Origin of the sequence: Pseudomonas sp. K8, from assembly GCF_014889455.1 — a bacterium.
Lineage (GTDB): Bacteria > Pseudomonadota > Gammaproteobacteria > Pseudomonadales > Pseudomonadaceae > Aquipseudomonas > Aquipseudomonas veronii.
Window position 1 is genome coordinate 101,851 of record NZ_VJWO01000005.1, and the last position, 19,979, is coordinate 121,829.

Annotated in this window: 14 protein-coding genes and 2 pseudogenes; 11 read left to right on the forward strand and 5 right to left on the reverse strand. The window is 61.7% G+C overall.

Annotation, left to right across the window (positions count from 1 at the left end; genetic code table 11):
- Positions 1–364: 364 nt before the first annotated feature.
- Entirely contained in the window at positions 365–4,318 is a 3,954-nt protein-coding gene (gene putA / locus INT12_RS05580; protein WP_193039497.1) for a trifunctional transcriptional regulator/proline dehydrogenase/L-glutamate gamma-semialdehyde dehydrogenase, read from the forward strand.
- A 166-nt stretch (positions 4,319–4,484) separates the two neighbouring features.
- Positions 4,485–6,287 carry an acyl-CoA dehydrogenase gene (locus INT12_RS05585; protein ID WP_193058780.1) on the forward strand — a complete coding sequence of 601 codons (1,803 nt, stop codon included), beginning with the start codon at positions 4,485–4,487 and terminating at the stop codon, positions 6,285–6,287.
- On the opposite strand, the gene INT12_RS05590 is transcribed toward INT12_RS05585, so the two are convergent.
- Both INT12_RS05590 and INT12_RS05595 read right to left on the reverse strand, forming a co-directional pair.
- Positions 6,284–6,577, reverse strand: coding sequence for a cell division protein ZapA (locus INT12_RS05590; RefSeq protein WP_017849820.1), 294 nt, complete (start codon positions 6,575–6,577; stop codon positions 6,284–6,286). The two genes, INT12_RS05585 and INT12_RS05590, sit on opposite strands and share 4 nt — an antisense overlap.
- The gene (locus INT12_RS05595) at positions 6,574–6,804 is read right to left on the reverse strand and encodes a hypothetical protein (protein ID WP_017849821.1); all 231 of its coding nucleotides are present in this window, start codon (positions 6,802–6,804) and stop codon (positions 6,574–6,576) included. The genes INT12_RS05590 and INT12_RS05595 overlap by 4 nt, the downstream gene beginning before the upstream one ends.
- Before the next feature lie 342 nt (positions 6,805–7,146).
- On the opposite strand from INT12_RS05595, the pseudogene INT12_RS31860 reads away from it, so the two are divergent.
- From INT12_RS31860 to selO, 5 genes and pseudogenes are all read left to right on the forward strand, one after another.
- Positions 7,147–7,803, forward strand: a pseudogene (locus tag INT12_RS31860) (MCP four helix bundle domain-containing protein); the annotation flags it as partial.
- Between the two features lie 303 nt (positions 7,804–8,106).
- Positions 8,107–8,706 (forward strand): annotated as a pseudogene (locus INT12_RS31865) (methyl-accepting chemotaxis protein); the annotation flags it as partial.
- A gap of 231 nt (positions 8,707–8,937) precedes the next feature.
- Positions 8,938–10,680: a potassium/proton antiporter gene (locus INT12_RS05605; RefSeq protein WP_017849823.1), complete on the forward strand. Its 1,743-nt coding sequence runs from the start codon at positions 8,938–8,940 to the stop codon at positions 10,678–10,680.
- 49 nt (positions 10,681–10,729) lie between these two features.
- Positions 10,730–14,113 carry a mechanosensitive channel MscK gene (gene mscK, locus INT12_RS05610; RefSeq protein WP_193058781.1) on the forward strand — a complete coding sequence of 1,128 codons (3,384 nt, stop codon included), beginning with the start codon at positions 10,730–10,732 and terminating at the stop codon, positions 14,111–14,113.
- A gap of 48 nt (positions 14,114–14,161) precedes the next feature.
- Positions 14,162–15,625 (forward strand): protein adenylyltransferase SelO, encoded by a 1,464-nt coding sequence (gene selO / locus INT12_RS05615; protein ID WP_193039499.1) that lies wholly within the window; start codon positions 14,162–14,164, stop codon positions 15,623–15,625.
- 6 nt (positions 15,626–15,631) lie between these two features.
- Here the strand turns inward: selO and INT12_RS05620 are convergent, their stop codons facing one another.
- Together INT12_RS05620 and INT12_RS05625 are read right to left on the reverse strand one after the other, a co-directional pair.
- Positions 15,632–16,033, reverse strand: coding sequence for a helix-turn-helix domain-containing protein (locus INT12_RS05620; protein WP_017849826.1), 402 nt, complete (start codon positions 16,031–16,033; stop codon positions 15,632–15,634).
- On the reverse strand, positions 16,030–16,326 hold the full coding sequence (locus INT12_RS05625; RefSeq protein WP_017849827.1) for a type II toxin-antitoxin system HigB family toxin: 297 nt from the start codon (positions 16,324–16,326) through the stop codon (positions 16,030–16,032). The genes INT12_RS05620 and INT12_RS05625 overlap by 4 nt, the downstream gene beginning before the upstream one ends.
- Before the next feature lie 238 nt (positions 16,327–16,564).
- Here INT12_RS05625 and trxC point away from each other — a divergent pair, with 238 nt between their 5' ends.
- Complete coding sequence (trxC, locus tag INT12_RS05630; protein WP_126585357.1) at positions 16,565–16,999, forward strand: thioredoxin TrxC; 435 nt, start codon at positions 16,565–16,567, stop codon at positions 16,997–16,999.
- A 113-nt stretch (positions 17,000–17,112) separates the two neighbouring features.
- Here the strand turns inward: trxC and INT12_RS05635 are convergent, their stop codons facing one another.
- Positions 17,113–17,883: a ParA family protein gene (locus tag INT12_RS05635; protein WP_017849829.1), complete on the reverse strand. Its 771-nt coding sequence runs from the start codon at positions 17,881–17,883 to the stop codon at positions 17,113–17,115.
- A 337-nt stretch (positions 17,884–18,220) separates the two neighbouring features.
- On the opposite strand from INT12_RS05635, the gene INT12_RS05640 reads away from it, so the two are divergent.
- Genes INT12_RS05640 through INT12_RS05650 form a run of 3 tightly spaced genes read left to right on the forward strand, consistent with a single transcriptional unit; the run spans position 18,221 to position 19,975 of the window.
- The gene (locus tag INT12_RS05640) at positions 18,221–18,940 is read left to right on the forward strand and encodes a beta-ketoacyl synthase chain length factor (RefSeq protein WP_046384950.1); all 720 of its coding nucleotides are present in this window, start codon (positions 18,221–18,223) and stop codon (positions 18,938–18,940) included.
- On the forward strand, positions 18,916–19,728 hold the full coding sequence (locus INT12_RS05645) for a lysophospholipid acyltransferase family protein (RefSeq protein ID WP_017849831.1): 813 nt from the start codon (positions 18,916–18,918) through the stop codon (positions 19,726–19,728). The genes INT12_RS05640 and INT12_RS05645 overlap by 25 nt, the downstream gene beginning before the upstream one ends.
- The gene (locus INT12_RS05650) at positions 19,706–19,975 is read left to right on the forward strand and encodes a phosphopantetheine-binding protein (protein ID WP_017849832.1); all 270 of its coding nucleotides are present in this window, start codon (positions 19,706–19,708) and stop codon (positions 19,973–19,975) included. The genes INT12_RS05645 and INT12_RS05650 overlap by 23 nt, the downstream gene beginning before the upstream one ends.
- The last annotated feature ends 4 nt before the right edge of the window (positions 19,976–19,979 follow it).

Sequence of the window (19,979 nt, forward strand, 5' to 3'; positions counted from 1 at the left end):
GACTGACGTTTCCCCAGGAAAGCCGTCAGCCGATGAACCACACCATGCGGGTGGTTGCACCTTGGCTGCGAATGCTATTCAACAAAGCAAATAAGGTGCAACCAGTTTCTCGCGAATAAGTTGCACCTTGATGTATTTTGCTCAAAACACCCCGTTTTTGCTCCTTTTCGGAGCAAGAACAGCCGAACTCAGAAGCAAATGCACCAACTAGAAGCAGAATCGGTCGAGGCCGGGATTTTTTCCGATTGAACCTCGAAAATTTCATGCATAAAAAGGGTTGCACCCGGTTGCACCTCTTCCAGACCGAAGCTAATCTTGCCGCCAACTGATGCCACTCGGTAGTGGCACCCATGAGGATAAGAAAATGGCTACAACCACCCTTGGGGTCAAACTCGACGACCCGACCCGCGAGCGCCTGAAGGCGGCCGCGACCTCCATTGATCGCACGCCGCACTGGCTGATCAAGCAGGCGATTTTCAATTACCTGGAGAAACTCGAGGGTGGTGCAACCCTGACCGAGCTCAATGGCTTGAGCAGCAAGGAGGCCGACGACGCCGGCGAGGTCCAGGCCGACCACGCCCATCAGTGCTTCCTTGAGTTCGCCGAGAGCATCCTGCCGCAATCCGTACTGCGCGCCTCGATCACCGCCGCTTACCGCCGCCCGGAGCCGGAAGTGGTGCCGATGCTGATCGAACAGGCTCGCCTGCCGGCCCAGATGGCCGAAGCCACGAATAAGCTGGCCGCGTCGATTGCAGAAAAACTGCGCAATCAGAAGAGCGCCGGCGGCCGTGCCGGCATCGTCCAGGGTTTGCTGCAGGAATTCTCCCTGTCATCCCAGGAAGGCGTGGCACTGATGTGCCTGGCCGAAGCGCTGCTGCGCATCCCCGACAAAGGCACCCGCGACGCACTGATCCGCGACAAGATCAGCACCGGCAACTGGCAACCGCACCTGGGCAACAGCCCGTCGCTGTTCGTCAACGCGGCCACCTGGGGCCTGCTGCTGACCGGCAAACTGGTCGCCACCCACAACGAAGCAGGCCTGACCTCATCCCTGAGCCGCATCATCGGCAAGAGCGGCGAGCCGATGATCCGCAAGGGCGTCGACATGGCCATGCGCCTGATGGGCGAGCAGTTCGTCACCGGCGAAACCATCGCCGAAGCCCTGGCCAATGCGAGCAAGTTCGAAGCCAAGGGTTTCCGCTATTCCTACGACATGCTCGGTGAAGCCGCACTCACCGAACACGATGCACAGAAGTACCTCGCCTCTTACGAACAAGCCATTCATTCCATCGGCAAAGCCTCGAACGGCCGTGGGATTTATGAAGGCCCGGGCATTTCCATCAAGCTGTCGGCCCTGCACCCACGTTACAGCCGTGCCCAGTACGAACGGGTGATGGACGAGTTGTACCCGCGCTTGCTGTCCCTGACCCTGCTGGCCAAGCAATACGACATCGGCCTGAACATCGATGCCGAAGAAGCCGACCGCCTGGAACTGTCCCTGGATCTGCTCGAACGCCTGTGCTTCGAGCCGCAACTGAGCGGCTGGAACGGCATCGGTTTCGTGATCCAGGCCTACCAGAAGCGCTGCCCGTATGTGATCGACTACGTCATCGACCTGGCGCGCCGCAGCCGCCACCGCCTGATGATCCGCCTGGTAAAAGGCGCGTACTGGGACAGCGAAATCAAGCGCGCTCAGGTCGAAGGCCTGGAAGGCTACCCGGTCTATACCCGCAAGGTGTACACCGACGTGTCCTACATCGCCTGCGCACGCAAACTGCTGTCGGTGCCGGAAGTCATCTACCCGCAGTTCGCTACGCATAACGCCCACACCCTGTCGGCTATCTACCATATCGCCGGTCAGAACTATTACCCCGGCCAGTACGAGTTCCAGTGCCTGCACGGCATGGGCGAACCGCTCTACGAACAGGTCGTCGGCAAAGTGGCCGAGGGCAAGCTGAACCGTCCGTGCCGCGTGTACGCCCCGGTCGGCACCCACGAAACCCTGTTGGCCTACCTGGTACGTCGCCTGTTGGAAAACGGCGCCAACACCTCGTTCGTCAACCGTATCGCCGACCAGTCCATCTCGATCCAGGAGCTGGTGGCCGATCCAGTGGCCAGCATCGAGCAAATGGCGACGCTGGAAGGCGGCTTCGGCCTGCCGCACCCGCGTATTCCATTGCCACGCGATCTGTACGGCAGCGACCGCGCCAACTCGGCCGGTATCGACCTGGCCAACGAACACCGTTTGGCGTCGCTGTCCTGCGCCCTGCTGGCCACCGCGCACAATCACTGGAAAGCCGCGCCGATGTTGGGTTGCGCCGCCAGTAATGAAGCTGCGACGCCGGTGCTGAACCCGTCCGACCTGCGTGATGTGGTCGGCCACGTACAGGAAGCCACCGTCGATGACGTCGACAACGCGATCCAGTGCGCCATCAACGCCGGCCCGATCTGGCAGGCGACCCCGCCCGCCGAGCGCGCCGCGATCCTTGAACGCGCCGCCGACCTGATGGAAGGCGAGATCCAGCCGCTGATGGGCCTGCTGGCCCGCGAAGCCGGCAAGACCTTCGCCAATGCCATCGCCGAAGTGCGCGAAGCCGTGGACTTCCTGCGTTACTACGCGGTGCAGGCGCGTCACGATTTCACCAACGACGCCCACCGCCCATTGGGCCCGGTGGTCTGCATCAGCCCGTGGAACTTCCCGCTGGCGATTTTCAGTGGGCAAGTCGCCGCCGCACTGGCCGCCGGCAACCCGGTATTGGCCAAGCCTGCGGAGCAAACCCCGCTGGTGGCCGCACAAGCGGTACGTATCCTGCTCGAAGCCGGTATTCCGGAAGGCGTGCTGCAACTGCTGCCGGGCCAGGGCGAAACCGTTGGTGCGCGCCTGGTCGGCGATGATCGCGTCAAAGGCGTGATGTTCACCGGCTCCACCGAAGTCGCGCGCCTGCTGCAACGCAATGTCGCCGGGCGCCTGGATGCCCAGGGCCGACCGATCCCGCTGATCGCCGAAACCGGTGGCCAGAACGCGATGATCGTCGACTCCTCGGCCCTGACCGAACAAGTGGTCATCGACGTGGTGTCGTCGGCCTTCGACAGCGCCGGCCAGCGTTGCTCGGCCCTGCGTGTGCTGTGCCTGCAGGAAGATTCTGCAGACCGCGTCATCGAAATGCTCAAGGGCGCCATGGCTGAATGCCGTTTGGGCAACCCGGAGCGCCTGTCGGTGGATATCGGCCCGGTGATCGACGCCGAAGCCAAGGCCGGCATCGAGAAACACATCCAGGCCATGCGCGACAAAGGCCGCGCGGTGTACCAAGTGGCGATCGCCGACGGCGAAGAGATCAAGCGCGGCACCTTCGTGATGCCCACCCTGATCGAACTGGAAAGCTTCGACGAGCTGCAACGGGAGATCTTCGGCCCGGTGCTGCACGTGGTGCGCTACAAGCGCAAGGAGATCGACCAGTTGATCGGCCAGATCAACGCTTCCGGCTACGGCCTGACCCTGGGCGTACACACGCGCATCGACGAGACCATCGCCAAGGTGATCGACAACGTTCATGCCGGCAACGTCTACGTCAACCGCAACATTGTCGGGGCGGTGGTCGGCGTGCAGCCGTTTGGCGGCGAAGGTTTGTCGGGCACCGGCCCGAAAGCCGGTGGTCCGCTGTACCTGTACCGCCTGCTGTCGACGCGTCCTACCGATGCGATCGAGCAGTCCTTCGTTCGCGGCGATGCATTGTCCGCACCGGACGTGCGCCTACGCGACGCCATGAGCCAACCGCTGACCACCTTGAAAGCCTGGGCCGACAGCCACACGCTCAGCGACCTGAGCGCCCTGTGCAGCCGGTTCGCCACGCAATCGCAAAGCGGTATCACCCGCCTGTTGGCCGGCCCGACCGGCGAGCGCAACAGCTACGCCATCCTGCCCCGCGAGCACGTACTGTGCCTGGCAGAAGTAGAAGGTGACCTGCTGACCCAACTGGCGGCGGTATTAGCCGTCGGCGGTTCGGCGGTATGGCCGGAAACCGAGCTGACCAAAGCCTTGTTCCCACGCCTGCCGAAGGAGATTCAGGCGAAGATCAAGCGCGTGGCCGACTGGACCAAGGACGATGTGCTGTTCGACGCAGTCCTGCACCACGGCGATTCCGATCAACTGCGCGCGGTTTGCCAGCAAGTGGCCCAGCGTGGCGGGGCGATTGTCGGGGTACATGGTTTGTCCCAAGGCGAGACAGCAATTGCCCTGGAGCGTTTGGTGATCGAGCGTGCGCTGAGCGTCAACACCGCAGCGGCGGGCGGTAACGCCAGCCTGATGACCATCGGCTAACTGCCGAAACGCGGTAAACATGTGGGAGGGGGCTTGCCCCTCCCACATTTGGCTGTATTTCAATTCCTCGTCCGCGTTCTGCCCCTCCATCACCCAGATCAATCTTGCTATCCAGCCTCTATTCGCGCACTTAGACTCAGGCTCCTTCCCACACAGGTAAGCCGCCATGTCCGAGACGCTCCTCAGTTCCCGCAATCTGGCTTTCGAGCTGTACGAAGTCCTCGATGCCGAGGGCCTGACCCAGCGCGAGCGGTTTGCCGAACATAATCGCGAAACCTTCGACGCGGCCATCAGTACCGCCCGCACCATTGCCGAAAAGTACTTCGCACCGCATAACCGCAAAAACGACGAAAACGAACCGCGCTACGAAGACGGCAAGGCCATCCTGATCCCGGAAGTCAAACCGGCCGTGGACGCCTTCCTCGAAGCCGGTTTCCTCAATGCTGCGCGCAGTTTCGAAGCCGGCGGCATGCAGTTGCCGACATTGCTGTCCCAGGCCTGCTTCGCGCACTTCCAGGCGGCCAACGCGGCGTCAACGTCCTACCCGTTCCTGACCATGGGCGCCGCCAACCTGATCGAAAGTTTCGGCACCGAGGAGCAGAAGCAACGCTTCCTGCAGCCGATGATCGAGGGGCGCTTCTTCGGCACCATGGCCCTGACCGAGCCGCATGCCGGCTCGTCGCTGTCGGACATTCGTACCCGCGCAGAGCCTGCACCGGATGGCAGCTATCGGCTCAAGGGCAACAAGATCTTTATCTCCGGCGGCGACCACCCGCTGTCGGAAAACATCGTGCATATGGTGCTGGCCAAGCTGCCGGACGCGCCGGCCGGGGTGAAGGGCATTTCGCTGTTTATCGTGCCCAAATTCCTGGTCAACGACGATGGCAGCCTGGGTGAGCGCAACGATGTGTTGCTGGCCGGGCTGTTTCACAAGATGGGTTGGCGCGGCACCACGTCCACGGCGCTGAATTTCGGCGATAACGGGCACTGTGTCGGCTATCTGGTGGGCAAACCGCATCAGGGCCTGAGCTGCATGTTCCAGATGATGAACGAAGCGCGCATCGGCGTCGGCATGGGCGCGGTGATGCTCGGTTACGCCGGCTACCTGTATTCCCTGGAATACGCCCGCGAACGCCCGCAAGGCCGCCTGCCGGACAGCAAAGACCCGAGTACCGCGCCGGTGTCGATCATCCAGCACGCCGATATCAAGCGCATGTTGCTGACCCAGAAAGCCTACGTCGAAGGCGCCTTCGACCTCGGCCTGTTTGCCGCGCGCCTGTTCGACGACACCACCACCCTGGCAACCGACGTCGAACGCAAGCACGCTCACGAACTGCTCGACCTGCTGACGCCAATCGTCAAATCCTGGCCCTCGGAGTTCTGCCTCAAGGCCAACGAGCTGGCGATCCAGATCCTCGGCGGCCACGGCTACCCCCGCGAATCCCCGGTGGAACAGTATTACCGCGACAACCGCCTCAACCCGATCCATGAAGGCACCCACGGTATCCAGTCCCTCGACCTGCTGGGGCGCAAGCTCGCGCAGAACGGCGGCGCGGGCCTGAAGCAACTGATTCGGTTGATCGCCGAAACAGGCGCACGGGCGCAGCAATATCCATCGCTGAAGGCCATGAGAGAACCGCTGGAACAGTTGGTGGCGCGCCTGCAAAGCGTGACGATCGGCCTGCTGACGGATCTCGCCCAAGGCAAGGTCAACAGCAGCCTGGCGAATTCGGCGCTGTACCTGAAGGTATTCGGGCACACGGTGATTGGCTGGCGCTGGCTGGAACAGGCGATTCGCGCCGAAGAAGGCCTGGCCAAGGGCAATGCGGCGGACACCGCGTTCTATAAAGGCAAGCTCCAGGCGGCCCGCTACTTCCTGACCTGGGAAGTACCGGGCTGCCATCATGAACTGGCAATACTGGAGGCCCGGGACGATACGTGCCTCGGCATGCAGGATGAGTGGTTCTAAGGCTGTCCGATAGCCTTGGAAATCACCTCGACCGTGGCGCTGACTTGCTCTTGGTAACGGTCGAGTTCCTGCTGGTGACGCTGTTGCATTTCGATCTGCTCGGCGCACAGGTTCAGCGCGGCCAGTACCAATAGCTTGTCACCGATCAGGGTCGGGTACTTTTTCTTGGTGGTGGCCAGGGAGGCCTTGAGCAGGGTCACGGCGTGCATCAGGGTTTGATCTTCCCCGGCCGGAGCCTTGATCGAGTAATCCTCTCCGAGAATCGAAACGACCTTTATCCCTTCGTTCATGCGCTGACAGGCCCTGCGCTCACACGCTCAACCAACGCCTGGATACGCGCAGCGGTGGCGCCGTTCTTTTCTTCCTGTTCCATCAGGTTCAATTGCAGGCTGTCATTCTCATCCTTGGCGCGGGCCAATTGCGCCTTGAGGGATTCATTGGTGCCCAACAGGTCTTGATTCTGCTGTACCAGGTCGCTGACCAGTTGTTCCAGTTGGCTGAGGGATGCTTCTAACATTTTGATTTCCTGGGCTTTTTAAAAGGGCGGTGACGATAAAGAAAATTCACCTCGGATGCCAGGGTTATCCCCGGCGCGCAGCCCGATTGTTAAGGGCCGGGCCGCACTTTCGAGCCTTAGTGACTGCATTTCCCCCATCTGGTTCCTGAATCGGCCCGGCCCCTCGTCCGATGCGATAAAAACACACGCCACTATAGACTTTAGTCGTACTGCCGATAGGTAATACTCACCCTGTCTCATCGCCGCATGGATCGCGCTTCTCCCCAGGACTCCCGCATGTCTCTTCGTAATATGAATATCGCGCCGCGCGCGTTCCTAGGCTTCGCGATGATTGGCGCACTCATGTTGTTTCTCGGTGTGTTCGCCCTGAACCAAATGAGCAAAATCCGCGCGGCGGCAGAAGACATCACGCTGTCCAGCGTCCCGAGTATTCGCGCCCTCGATGAGTTCACCCAGCTGACATTGCGCCTGCGGGTGCTGTCATACCGCTTGCTGACCAACCGCAGGCCGGACGCGCAGCAAAAAACCCTGGAAACCATCGAACAGCGCAACCAGCAGATTCGGACCGCCCAGGGCATCTACGAAAAACTCATCGACAGCAGCGAAGAACGCGCGGCCTACGACGAATACGTGCGCCTGCTAGCCCAGTACCATCAGATCGAAGAGCGCATGAAGAGCATGTCGCGGGCCAATCAGGTCGACGAGCTGCGCGAGTTGCTCAACAGCGAGTTGCTGAGCAACGCCGAGCAGATCAACGCCGTGCTGGCGCGCCTGGCGGACATCAATAACAAGATGGCCCTGGCCACCAATCAGCAGGCCAAAGACCAATACAACCTGGCCTTCGACCTGGTGGTTGGGCTGCTGGTCATCGCCACGACGCTGACCCTGTTGTTCGCCTGGCTGCTGACCCGCAGCATCACCCTGCCGATCGCCCAGGCCCTGGACGCGGCTGAAGAAATCGCCGAAGGCAACCTGACACGCCCGATCAAGGTCGATGGCGACGACGAAGCCGGCCGCCTGCTGGCCGCCATGGCCAAGATGCAGGACAAGCTGCGCGACACCCTGCAACGCATCGCCGGCTCGGCCACTCAGTTGGCTTCTGCCGCCGAAGAGCTCAACGCCGTGACCGACGAAAGCGCCCGTGGCCTGACCCAACAAAACAACGAAATCGAACAGGCCGCCACCGCGGTCAACGAGATGACCAGCGCCGTCGAGGAAGTCGCGCGCAATGCGGTGAGCACCTCCGAGGCCTCGCGCAACGCCACCACCTCCGCCGGTGACGGCCGCGACCTGGTGCAGGAAACCGTCAGCGCCATCGAGCGCATGAGCGGCGACGTGCAAGCCACCGCGACGCTGATCGGCGACCTGGCCAATGAGTCGCGCGACATCGGCAAGGTGCTCGACGTGATTCGCGGCCTCGCCGACCAGACCAACCTGCTGGCCCTGAACGCGGCGATTGAAGCGGCGCGTGCCGGGGAAGCCGGCCGTGGCTTTGCCGTAGTGGCCGACGAAGTGCGTGCGCTGGCCCATCGCACCCAGCAGTCGACCAGCGAGATCGAACGGATGATCGGCAGTATCCAGGCCGGCACCGAGCATGCCGTGGATTCGATGCGCAACAGCACCGAGCGCGCGGAATCGACGCTGAACATCGCCAAAGGCGCGGGGATGTCGCTGGATACGATCAACACGGCGATTGTCGAGATCAATGAACGCAACCTGGTGATCGCCAGCGCGGCGGAGGAACAAGCGCAGGTGGCACGGGAAGTGGACCGCAACCTGGTGAACATTCGTGATCTGTCGGTGCAATCGGCAACCGGCGCCGGCCAGACCAGTGCCGCGAGCAGCGAGTTGTCGCGCCTGGCGGTGGACTTGAACGGGATGGTCGGGCGGTTTCGCCTCTAAGAATGTGGGAGGGGCGGTGCGACGATTCGACTTGCCCCCGATTGCGATTTGTCAGCTAGCTTATCTACAGCTGACCCACCGCAATCGGGGGCAAGCCCCCTCCCACATTTAGATCGGCGCCCGTCGCTAAAACCTTTTTGACAGCGCGGCAATTCAACAGGTTAGAATCGCTGGCACGCAGACTGCATGGTCAGAATGCGTCCGTCTTATTTTGCCCATGGAGTACTGCCTTTGAATGCGACCACCATCAACAGCCTGTTCTTGATCGGCGCGTTGCTGGTGAGTGCGAGCATTCTGGTGAGCTCTCTTTCGTCCCGCCTGGGCATTCCGATCCTGGTGATCATCCTGGCCGTGGGCATGGTCGCCGGCGTCGACGGCGGCGGCATCATCTTCGATAACTACCCGACCGCCTACCTGGTGGGTAACCTCGCCCTGGCCGTGATCCTGCTCGACGGCGGCTTGCGCACCCGGGTGGCGAGTTTTCGCGTGGCACTCTGGCCGGCGTTGTCGCTGGCCACGGTGGGGGTGTTGATTACCACCGGCCTCACTGGCATGGCCGCGGCCTGGCTGTTTGACCTCAACATCATTCAAGGCTTGCTGATCGGCGCGATTGTCGGCTCCACCGACGCCGCCGCGGTGTTCTCGCTGCTCGGCGGCAAAGGGCTCAACGAACGGGTCTCCGCCAGCCTGGAAATCGAATCCGGCAGCAACGACCCGATGGCGGTGTTCCTCACCGTCACCCTGATCGACATGCTCGCCAGCGGCCAGACCGGCCTGCACTGGAACCTGCTGTTGCACCTGGTGCGCGAGTTCGGCATCGGCGGCCTTATCGGCCTCGGCGGCGGCTGGCTGATGCTGCAGATGGTCAACCGCATCAACCTGGCCAACGGCCTGTACCCGATCCTGGTGATCGCCGGCGGCCTGTTCGTCTTCGCCCTGACCAACGCCCTGCACGGCAGCGGCTTCCTCGCCGTGTACCTGTGCGGGCTGGTGATCGGCAACCGCCCGGTGCGCAGCCGTCATGGCATTTTGCATATGCTCGACGGCATGGCCTGGCTCGCCCAGATCGGCATGTTCCTGGTGCTCGGCCTGCTGGTCACGCCCCACGACCTGCTGCCGATTGCGCTGCCCGCCCTGGGCCTGGCGCTGTGGATGATCCTGTTTGCGCGGCCGCTGTCGGTGATGGTCGGCCTGCTGCCGTTCAAGGCGTTCCACGGCCGCGAAAAAGCCTTTATCGCCTGGGTCGGCCTGCGCGGCGCGGTGCCGATCATTCTTGCGGTGTTCCCGCTGATGGCCGGCCTGCCCCATGCACAGCTGTACTTCAACCTGGCGTTCTTTATCGTGCTGGTCTCGCTGCTGGTGCAAGGCACCAGCCTGCCGTGGGTGGCCAAGCTGCTGAAAGTGACCGTGCCACCGGAGCCGGCACCGATTTCCCGCGCAGCCCTGGAAGTTCACGTCACCAGTGAGTGGGAACTGTTCGTCTACCGCCTGGGAGCGGAAAAATGGTGCATCGGCGCAGCCCTGCGCGAGCTGAAAATGCCCGAAGGCACGCGTATCGCGGCGCTGTTCCGTGGCCAGCAACTGCTCCATCCGTCGGGTAGTACGGTGCTGGAAGCCGACGATCTGCTCTGCGTGATCGGTCACGAACACAACCTGCCGGCCCTGGGCAAACTGTTCAGCCAGGCGCCGCAACGCGGTTTGGATTTGCGCTTCTTCGGCGACTTCGTCCTCGAAGGCGACGCCCAGCTGGGCGCGGTCTCGGCGCTGTACGGCCTGCAGCTCGAAGGCATCGACCCGGACATGCCATTGAGCCACTTCATCACCCAGAAAGTCGGCGGCGCGCCGGTGGTCGGCGACCAGGTGGAGTGGAACAACACGATCTGGACCGTCGCAGTCATGGACGGGAACAAGATTGGCAAAGTCGGCGTCAGATTCCCCGAAGGAAGTCGCCCGGGCCCCGGACTCTTCCTCTAAACTGCGGGGCAATACTGCCCCGATTCTTCACCTTGCTCGACCGGTCTCTATGCCAACCCTGCGCACTTTTCTCGCCACTGCCCTGCTGGGCCTGACCCTTTGTGTCGGCAGCGTATACGCCGCCGACCCGCCCAGCGCCGACGCTATCCAGCAAACCCTGGACAAGCTGCCCGACCGCAAGCTGCCCGACGCCGACATGAAGGCGCTGCAGGCGATCCTGCAGCAGACGCTGACCCACCTGGGCAACAAGCAGGATTACGAGCAGCGCCTGGCCGATCTCAAGCGCCAGTTGCAAGACGCCCCACGCCAGACCAGCGAAAACCAGCGCGAACTGACCCGGCTCAAGGCCACCAAAGTCGTCCCGGTGGCCCAGCGCTACGCCACGTTGCCGGTGCCGCAACTGGAACAACTGCTGGTGCAGCGCACCACCCAGCAAGGCGACCTGCAAAAAGACCTGGCCGACGCCAACAGCCTGACCATCGCCGCCCAGACCCGCCCCGAACGCGCGCAGACCGAAATCAGCAGCAGCCAGACGCGCATCCAGCAGATCAACGCGACCCTCAAGGCCGGCAAGGACAATGGCAAAACCCTCAGCGCAGACCAGCGCAACCAGTTGAACGCCGAACTGGCGTCGCTGAATGCACTGATCCCACTGCGCCGCCAGGAACTGGCCGGCAACAGCCAACTGCAAGACCTGGGCAACAGCCAGCATGACCTAGTGGTGGAAAAAACCGCGCGCCTGGAACAAGAGATCCAGGACCTGCAAACCCTGATCAACCAGAAACGCCTGGCCCAGTCCCAGCAGACGGTGACCCAACAGTCCATCGAAGCGCAGAAAGCCGGCAGCAGCAGCCTGTTGGCCACGGAAAGCGCAGCCAACCTGAAGCTGTCCGACTACCTGCTCAAAAGCACCGACCGCCTCAACGACCTGACCCAGAAGAACCTGCAGACCAAGCAGCAACTGGACACCGTGACCCAGAGCGACTCGGCGCTGGACGAGCAGATCAACGTGCTCAAGGGCAGCCTGCTGCTGTCGAAGATTCTGTACAAACAGAAACAGGCCTTGCCGCGCCTCACGGTCGACCGCAACCTCGCCGACGACATCGCCAACATTCGCCTGTACCAGTTCGAGGTCAACCAGCAGCGCGAACTGATCAGCTCGCCCAGCACCTATGTGGATAACCTGCTGGCCAACCAGCCGCCGGATGAGGTCACCCCGCAATTGCGGCGCACTCTGCTGGAACTGGCGATCACCCGCAGCGACCTGCTCGAGCGCCTGAGCCGCGAGCTGAGCGCGCTGCTCAATGAATCGATCACCCTGCAACTGAACCAGAAACAACTGCTGAGCACCGCCACCACCCTGCGTGCGACCCTCGATGAGCAGATGTTCTGGATTCCCAGCAACAAGCCGCTGGACACCGAGTGGCTGGAAACCGTCCCGGACCACCTGAGCAAGCAAGTCACCTCCCTGCCCTGGGCCTCCAGCGTCAGCGAACTGTACGACGGCCTGACCCAGCGCCCGCTGCTGTTCTTGCCGTTGCTGCTGTTGATCGGCGCACTGTTGTGGCGGCGCAATGCCTTGTACGCGCGGCTGAAAAAGGTTCACATGGACATCGGCCACTTCAAGCGTGACAGCCAATGGCACACGCCCCAGGCGATCCTGGTGAATATCCTGCTGGCCATGCCCGTGGCCTTGGGCCTGGCGTTATGCGGTTATGCGTTGCAGATCGACGCCCGCGGGCAAAACGCCAACCTGGGTGCCGCGCTGTTGCAGATCGCCCAGGCGTGGTTGGTGTTCTACACCGCCTACCGAATCCTCGCGCCAGGCGGCGTCGCCGAATTGCACTTCCGCTGGGAACGACCGCAGGTCGCATTCCTGCAAGGTTGGGTACGCAAGCTCGGGCTGGTGGTGCTGGCGCTGGTGGCCGTGGTGGCCATTGCCGAGCACCAGCCGGCAGCCCTGGCCGACGACGTGCTGGGCATCGGCGTGGTGCTGACCTGCTATGCGCTGATGGCCTGGCTGCTGGGTCGCCTGCTGTTGCACAGCACAACCCACGAGAAAGCCTCACTGTTCCGCAAAACCGCGGGCCTGTTGTTTACCGCGCTGCCCATCGCACTGTTTATCGCCGTGTGCTTCGGCTATTACTACACCGCGCTGAAGCTCAGCGACCGGTTGATCAACACCCTGTACCTGTTGATGTTCTGGCTGGTGATCGAAGCCACATTCGCCCGCGGCCTGGGCGTCGCCGCCCGGCGCCTGGCCTATTCGCGGGCATTGGCAAAACGCCAGGCCGCCAAGGAAGCCGGCGAAGGCGAAGCGGTGATCGAAGAGCCGACCCTGGACATCGAACAGGTCAACGAACAATCCATGCGCCTGATCCGCCTGGCCCTGCTCGGCGGCTTCATCGCGGCGCTGTACTGGGTGTGGTCGGACCTGATCTCGGTGTTCTCCTACCTCGACAACGTCACCCTCTACGAATACACCAGCGGCACCGGGGCCAATATCAGCATGGTGCCGATCAGCATCGGCGACATGCTCGGCGCGCTGATCATCATCGGCATCACCTTCGCCCTGGCGCGCAACCTGCCCGGCTTGCTGGAAGTGCTGGTGCTGTCCAAGCTGGACCTGGCTCAGGGCAGCGCCTACGCCACCACCACGTTGCTGTCCTACGTGATTGCCGGCGTGGGGTTTGTGGCGACCCTATCGACCCTCGGCGTGAGCTGGGACAAGTTGCAATGGCTGGTGGCGGCGCTGTCGGTGGGCCTGGGCTTCGGTATGCAGGAGATCTTCGCCAACTTTATCTCCGGCATCATGATCCTGTTCGAGCGCCCGGTGCGGATCGGCGACACCATCACCATCGGCAACCTGTCGGGCACGGTGAGCAAGATCCGCATCCGCGCCACCACCATCACCGACTTCGACCGCAAGGACATCATTGTCCCGAACAAGACGTTTATCACCGGGCAACTGATCAACTGGTCGCTGACCGACACCATCACCCGGGTCACCCTCAAGCTCGGCGTGGACTACGGCTCCGACCTCGACCTGGTGAAAGCCCTGTTGCTCCAGGCCGCGCGCGAAAACCCGCGGGTGCTGAAAGAACCCGAACCCCACGTGTACTTCCTCAACTTCGGCGAAAGCACCCTCGACCACGAACTGCGCATGCACGTGCGCGACCTCGGTGACCGCAACCCGGTGATCGACGAGGTGAACCGTTTTATCAACCGCGAGTTCAAGAACAACCACATCAACATCTCGTTCCGGCAGATGGAGGTTTACCTGAAGAACCTGCACGGCCAGGAGTACAAGCTGGTGCCGGTAGAAGACGAAAAACGCACCATCGCCAACCCGGCCGAGACGCACGACGCACCGGAACCGCCGCCGGGCAAAGGGGTGGACGCCCCCGAGCCGCCGCCCTCCAAGCTCGACTAAAACGCCTATCCCCAGCAGAATGCTCGGACATTCTGCTGGAGATGGCCGGTGAAAGCCCTCGACGAACTGACCTTCGACAATCGCTTCGCACGCCTGGGCGACGCGTTCTCAACCCACGTCCTGCCCGAGCCCCTCGACGAACCGCGCCTGGTCGTGGCGAGCGACGCCGCCATGGCCCTGCTCGACCTCGACCCGGCCGTGGCCGAAACGCCGGTGTTCGCCGAACTGTTCGGCGGCCACAAGCTGTGGGCCGAAGCCGAACCGCGGGCGATGGTGTATTCCGGGCATCAGTTCGGCTCCTACAACCCGCAGTTGGGCGATGGCCGTGGCTTGCTGCTCGGCGAGGTATATAACCGCGCCGGCGAACACTGGGACTTGCACCTCAAGGGCGCCGGGCAGACGCCGTACTCGCGGATGGGCGATGGCCGCGCCGTGCTGCGCTCTTCGATTCGGGAGTTTCTGGCATCAGAAGCCCTGCATGCATTGAACATCCCTAGCAGCCGGGCGCTGTGTGTGATCGGCTCAAGCACGCCGGTTTGGCGCGAGAAGCAGGAACGCGGGGCGATGGTGTTGCGCCTGGCCCGTAGCCATGTCCGCTTCGGCCATTTCGAATACTTCTACTACACCCAGAAGCCCGAGCAGCAGGCGGCACTGGCCGAACACGTGTTGAAGCTGCACTTCCCCGAGTGCCGGGAACAGCCCGAACCGTACCTGGCAATGTTCCGCGAAGTCGTCGAACGCAACGCCGAACTGATCGCCAAATGGCAGGCCTATGGCTTCTGCCACGGGGTGATGAACACCGATAACATGTCGATCCTCGGCATCACCTTCGATTTCGGGCCGTTTGCGTTTCTCGACGATTTTGACGCGCACTTCGTCTGCAACCATTCCGATCATGAAGGGCGCTACTCCTTCAGCAATCAAGTGCCGATCGGGCAGTGGAACCTCAGCGCGCTGGCGCAGGCGCTCACACCGTTTATCAGCGTCGACGCTTTGAAGGAAACCCTCGGCCTGTACCTGCCGCTGTACCAGGCGCACTACCTGGACCTGATGCGCCGCCGGCTGGGGCTGACCAGCGCCGAAGACGATGACCAGAAACTGCTGGAGCGCCTGCTGCAATTGATGCAGAACAGCGGCGTGGACTACACGCTGTTCTTCCGCCGCCTGGGCGATGAACCGGCGGCGCTCGCAGTGGCGCGGTTGCGTGACGAGTTTGTCGACAGGAACGGCTTCGATGCCTGGGCAGACGCGTACAAGGCCCGCGTGGCGCGCGATGGCGAGTACAGCGAAGAACAGCGCCGAGCACGGATGCATGCGGTCAACCCGCTGTACATCCTGCGCAACTACCTCGCACAGAACGCCATCAGCGCCGCCGAGTCGGGGGATTACAGCGAAGTGCGGCGGCTGCATGAGGTGTTGCGCAAACCCTTCGAGGAGCAGGCCGGGATGGAGCAGTACGCGCAGCGGCCGCCGGATTGGGGCAAGCATTTGGAGATCAGTTGTTCTTCGTAGAGTCGACTAGATGAACGTCTCCACGGAAACCCCAAAGCGTTCGGCCAACCATTTAATCTGTCGCAGATTGAGCTTACGCTTACCGCTCAGAATCTCGGAAACGACTGACTGTGTGCCTAAGCCTGGCAGATCACTTTGATTCAAGCCGTGTTCGCGCATCATCGCGCGCAACACGTCAACACCACTGACGATGGGCATCGGACGATGCTCGTGATCGTAGGCTTCGATCCAGTCACTGAGAATATCCACCAAACTCATAAGCGGATTTGATTCGTCCTCCCCGACCAAATCCAGCAACTCGTCGAGGGCAGCAACCAGTGCATCGTAATCCGCCTCGTTTTTTGGCTTGCGCAGTAATGGTGAAACAAATTGCCAATGTTCAGCGGCGAGCTGAATGAGTGCGCTCATCTGATTGTCTCCTTCCACTTGTCTTGTTCGTATTCGCGGTGATCGAGCAGATGCTTGATGTAAATTCGTTGTGCTGGGTACCGCACGAAAGCAATTAACCTCAGTTTATTGCCACCGATGTCGAACACATGGAACTGCCCGACTTTATCCGTCGCAGGAAAAATGCCTTTCATTGACGCGAAATCTCCTGGGCTATTGCGCTTTATCCGTCGGTACCACTCATCCAAAGCACTCGCTGAGCGCGGCCACTTTTCCTTTGCTTCCCAGATCCTTTTCTCACTAATCACTCGCATGCAACATCCTTATCGCATCTTGCTATGAAGGTTAAACCCGAACTCAAACTATCGCAATTTGCTATAACCGCAAACAGACAGATGGCGGGAAACAGAACGCGCTCCAACAGCCTAGATAAGCGGCTTCACATCGACATGGCAGAAACTGTGAGCGGATGAGTCACCGCTCCCACGCCTTGATAAACCCCAGACCTGACTCCAAATAGGATCTATTGGCCAGTCTCAAAGGAGCGCCACCATGTCCAACCCTCTCGTCATTCCCTGCCCGCACTGCAACGGCCTCAATCGCATCCCCGGCGAACGCCTGGGCGATGCGCCGAAGTGCGGGCGCTGCAAGCAGCCGGTGCTGCTGAACAAACCTTTTGAACTGAAACAGGGCGACTACACCAGCCAGATCAAGGGCGACCTGCCGTTGCTGGTGGATGTGTGGGCCGATTGGTGCGGGCCGTGCAAGTCGTTCGCGCCCATCTTCGAACAGGCCGCCGCGCAGCTGGAAGGCAAGTGCCGGCTGGCCAAGCTCGACAGCGAGGCCAATCAGCAGTTGTCGGCACAGTTGGGGATTCGCTCGATTCCCAGTTTGATTCTGTTCAAGAACGGCCGCGAAGTGGCGCGTCAGAGTGGGGCGTTTCCGTTGCCGCAGTTGATGAGTTGGTTGCGCAGCCAAGGGGTCTAGTGTGGGAGGGAGCTCGCTCCCGATGACGGTGTATCAATCAGCTTATGTTGCGCCTGACCCACCGCCATCGGGAGCAAGTCCCTTCCCACATCGGTTTTGTGTGGTGCTTTAGGTCAGGCGTTTTCCAGCAGGTTATGCAACTCCACAAACTGCTGCGTCAGCTTGTGCCGTGGGTCCAGGTGGATCAGCGGCTTGTTCTGCTGGTGCGACTCACGCATGCGTACCGAACTCGCCAGGTACACCGGCAGCACCGGCAAGCCTTCGGCAATCAACTCATCGAGCATCTGCTGCGGCAAGCTCGCCCGCGCCTGGAACTGGTTGACCACGATGCCTTCGACTTCCAGGCCTTCGTTGTGGTCTTCCTTCAATTCTTCGATTTCCGCCAGCAGGCCATACAGCGCCTGGCGCGAGAAACTGTCGCAATCGAAGGGGATCAACACACGATCAGCAGCAATCAGCGCCGAAACCGCATAAAAATTCAACGCTGGCGGGGTATCCAGGTAAATCCGGTCGTAGTCTTCGCTCAGTTCATCCAGCAGCTTTCGCAGCTTGTTGATCTTGTGCTTGGCTTCGAGCTTGGGCTGCAAGTCCGCCAGCTCAGCGGTGGCGGTGATCACGTGCAGGTTGTCGAAGGGCGTTTCGTAGATATCCACCCGGTTTTTCTTGGCGAACGGCCCGGAAGACAGGGTTTGCTTGAAGAACTCGGCAATACCCATCGGTATATCGTCGCCGGTCAGCCCGGTGAGGTACTGAGTAGAGTTGGCTTGTGCATCGAGGTCCACCAACAGGGTTCGATAACCTTCACTGGCGCTGACCGCCGCCAGGTTGCAGGCGATGCTGGACTTGCCAACCCCGCCTTTTTGATTGAACACCACGCGCCGCATGGAAAAACCTCCGTGTACCAATGAATGCCCGAGTGTAGAGGGCAAAAGCGCCGGTTAGCTACCTCGTTCATCCATGCACTGCTGCATTAATGGTCCGGGCTAGCATCTAACGTACAAATGAAAAGGAACAGTCCGACAATCCAGCTCGGTTCTCAGTGAAGGACAATCTGTAAATCTTCCCCAGCAAATTGTAATCGGCCGTGAACAAATATTTACCAAAGTTTGCTAGAACCCCACAGCACCGGGATAATGCGCGCCACTCGGCTGCTGCTCCCTGTCCCGGTATTCGGGGCCAGTGGCCGCGCATGGAAGCCCGCAGGGGCGGGATATCTTCTCAGTGATCAATTTCAATATCAGCCAATGGCGCGCCTGGGCTCCGGGCCTCGAAAGTGCGGACGACTGGCGCGCCTGGTGCCAGGCGCCAGTGTTGCTACCCGCCAGCGAAGCCTCCCCCGACGTCTCGTTTTTACCGGCCATGCAGCGCCGCCGCCTGAGCCGTCTGGCGCGCATGGCTTTCAGCGTGGGCTGGCCGCTGGCCGAGGGCCTGCAAGACCTGCCGCTGGTGTTCGTTTCCCGCCACGGCGAAACCCCGCGCACCCTCGACATCCTCAGCGACCTGGCCAACGACCAGCCGTTGTCGCCGACCCAGTTCAGCCTGTCGGTGCATAACGCGGTGATTGGCCTGTGGTCGATCCTGCGCAATGAAACCAGCGAAATGACCGCCCTCGCCGCCGCCGGCGATGGCCTGGAACACGGCATGCTCGAAGCAGCGGCCCTGCTCAACGAAGGCGCCCCGGCGGTATTGCTGGTGATCAGCGAGGAACAGCCCCCCGAGGCCTACGCCAACTGGATCCACGACGTGCCCTTCCCCTACGCCCTCGGCCTGTTACTGACGCCGGGCGACGAGTGGCAACTGGAACTGCGCACCGGCACGGTCCAACACACTCACACCCAGTGGCCTCACGCCCTGAACCTGCTACGCACCCTGTTGACCGAACAGGGCGCCTGCCAACACGCCTGGAAGAACCGCGTATGGAACTGGCAACGCAAGCCCTGAACGACAAGCCACGGGACGCCTACTACTGGCGCCTGTTCGCCACCGCCGCCAGCTTCGCGCTGTTTGGCGTCGGCGGGTTGTGCCTGCGCTTACTGGTGTTTCCGTTGCTCAATTGCCTGCCGGGGACTGCCAAGCAGCACCAACGGCGCGCGCGGCATACCATCAGTCGCCTGTTCTGGTTGTTCATTCGGTGGATGCAGCGCCTGGGCATTCTCACGTTCAGCGTCGACGGCGCCGACAAACTCGGGCGCCCCGGCCAGATGATCGTCGCCAACCACCCGTCACTGATCGACGTGGTGTTCCTGATCGGCCTGATGCGCCAGACCAACTGCGTGGTCAAGCAGAGCCTGTTTCAAAACCCGTTCACCCGTGGGCCGGTGCGCGATGCCGGCTACATCAGCAATGACGGCAGCGCGGACATGCTCGACGCCGCCGCCGATGCGCTGCGCGAAGGTCAGACCCTGATCATCTTTCCAGAAGGCACCCGCACCACACCCGGCGCGGCGCCTGCCTTTCATCGCGGCGGCGCCGCGATTGCGTTGCGTGGTGCGACAATCATCACCCCCGTGGTAATCAAGGTCAGCCCCACCACCCTGACCAAGGCCGAACCCTGGTATCGCATTCCCAAACGCCGCTTTCACTTCAGTTTACGGGTGGGTGCCGATATAGAACCACAAGCGTTCGCCGCACTCGGCCCCGCGCCCCAGGCCTCACGCAAGCTCAACGATTACCTGCATCACTATTTTATTAAGGAGCTCGCCGAAGATGAGCAACTCAAACAGCCTTGAGCACGACATAAAGACGCTGATCATCGAGGCCCTGGGCCTGGAAGACATCAGCGTCGACGACATCAACAGCGACCAAACCCTGTTCGGCGAAGGCCTCGGCCTGGACTCAGTCGACGCCCTGGAACTGGGCCTGGCGATCCAGAAAAAGTACGGCATCAAGATCGATGCCGACGCCAAGGACACCCGCAATCACTTCACCAACGTGGCCAGCCTTGCGGCGTTCGTCACGGCCAGACAGGCAGCTTGAGACC

Excerpts from the sequence above, each read along its gene's own strand:
- putA (WP_193039497.1), top strand. The coding sequence starts at position 365 with ATGGCTACAACCACCCTTGGGGTCAAACTCGACGACCCGACCCGCGAG.
- INT12_RS05620 (WP_017849826.1), bottom strand. The coding sequence starts at position 16,033 with ATGAGCGCACTCATTCAGCTCGCCGCTGAACATTGGCAATTTGTTTCA.
- INT12_RS05635 (WP_017849829.1), bottom strand. The coding sequence starts at position 17,883 with ATGCGGCGCGTGGTGTTCAATCAAAAAGGCGGGGTTGGCAAGTCCAGC.
- INT12_RS05590 (WP_017849820.1), bottom strand. The coding sequence starts at position 6,577 with ATGAACGAAGGGATAAAGGTCGTTTCGATTCTCGGAGAGGATTACTCG.
- INT12_RS05585 (WP_193058780.1), top strand. The coding sequence starts at position 4,485 with ATGTCCGAGACGCTCCTCAGTTCCCGCAATCTGGCTTTCGAGCTGTAC.
- INT12_RS05625 (WP_017849827.1), bottom strand. The coding sequence starts at position 16,326 with ATGCGAGTGATTAGTGAGAAAAGGATCTGGGAAGCAAAGGAAAAGTGG.
- INT12_RS05645 (WP_017849831.1), top strand. The coding sequence starts at position 18,916 with ATGGAACTGGCAACGCAAGCCCTGAACGACAAGCCACGGGACGCCTAC.
- INT12_RS05650 (WP_017849832.1), top strand. The coding sequence starts at position 19,706 with ATGAGCAACTCAAACAGCCTTGAGCACGACATAAAGACGCTGATCATC.
- INT12_RS05595 (WP_017849821.1), bottom strand. The coding sequence starts at position 6,804 with ATGTTAGAAGCATCCCTCAGCCAACTGGAACAACTGGTCAGCGACCTG.
- trxC (WP_126585357.1), top strand. The coding sequence starts at position 16,565 with ATGTCCAACCCTCTCGTCATTCCCTGCCCGCACTGCAACGGCCTCAAT.
- mscK (WP_193058781.1), top strand. The coding sequence starts at position 10,730 with ATGCCAACCCTGCGCACTTTTCTCGCCACTGCCCTGCTGGGCCTGACC.